This is a genomic window from Chitinophaga sp. sic0106 (assembly GCF_019219075.1).
Lineage (GTDB): Bacteria > Bacteroidota > Bacteroidia > Chitinophagales > Chitinophagaceae > Chitinophaga.
Window position 1 is genome coordinate 1 of sequence record NZ_JAHUWJ010000049.1, and the last position, 721, is coordinate 721.

Below are 721 nucleotides of genomic sequence, written 5' to 3' on the forward strand. Positions count from 1 at the left end.
GTGAATCAAACTATCACTAATTTGATTCGTGCTGTTGTTTCCAATCTTTCAAAGAACTTGTGCTAATTAATTAGCAGTTGTCAATGTAGGAGATCCGATCTCCGTGCCCTACTGGCGTACATCTTCAAGTAATTTCTGTAAGAACTTTTTATTATCCTTTTCGCGTCGTTTGCGTTGGGAGTGCAAAGGTAGGAACTTTTTTGCAAACCACCAAAACTTTTTTGAAGTTTTTTATTTTTATTTCATTGAGACTCAAGTATTTAAATATTGGAGAACTCGTTGATTTAAAAATACTGACGTGTAAAGAACTGCGCTGTTTTCTGTAGCGGACGGCAAAGATAGTATCTTTATCATTCGCAGCAAAAATTATTTCAACTTTCTGCTATTTTATTTCAGCGTTATTTCAAGTGCGAACCTGCAAGGTTCGTATAGTCGTATCTGTTAGAAGTGATCCACTGTAACGGATCGGAGATACTTTGTAAGGAGGTAATCGGATAATCTCTACTTTTAGAGATGATTGTTTTAGAGGATATTTCTACTTATAGTAAAGCCTCTACTCTATATAAAAGAAAAGGTCCTGGTTTGATCCAGGACCTTTCTGAATAAATATGGCAGCTACCTACTCTCCCGCATTGTGGTGCAGTACCATCGGCCATAAGGGGCTTAACTTCTCTGTTCGGAATGGGAAGAGGTGAACACCCTTGGCAAAACCACCATAAGA

General features: G+C 37.9%; 1 rRNA gene. It reads right to left on the reverse strand.

Annotation, left to right across the window (positions count from 1 at the left end):
- Nucleotides 1–606: 606 nt before the first annotated feature.
- Nucleotides 607–718: ribosomal RNA gene (gene rrf, locus KW844_RS28855) — 5S ribosomal RNA — on the reverse strand.
- Nucleotides 719–721: the final 3 nt, after the last annotated feature.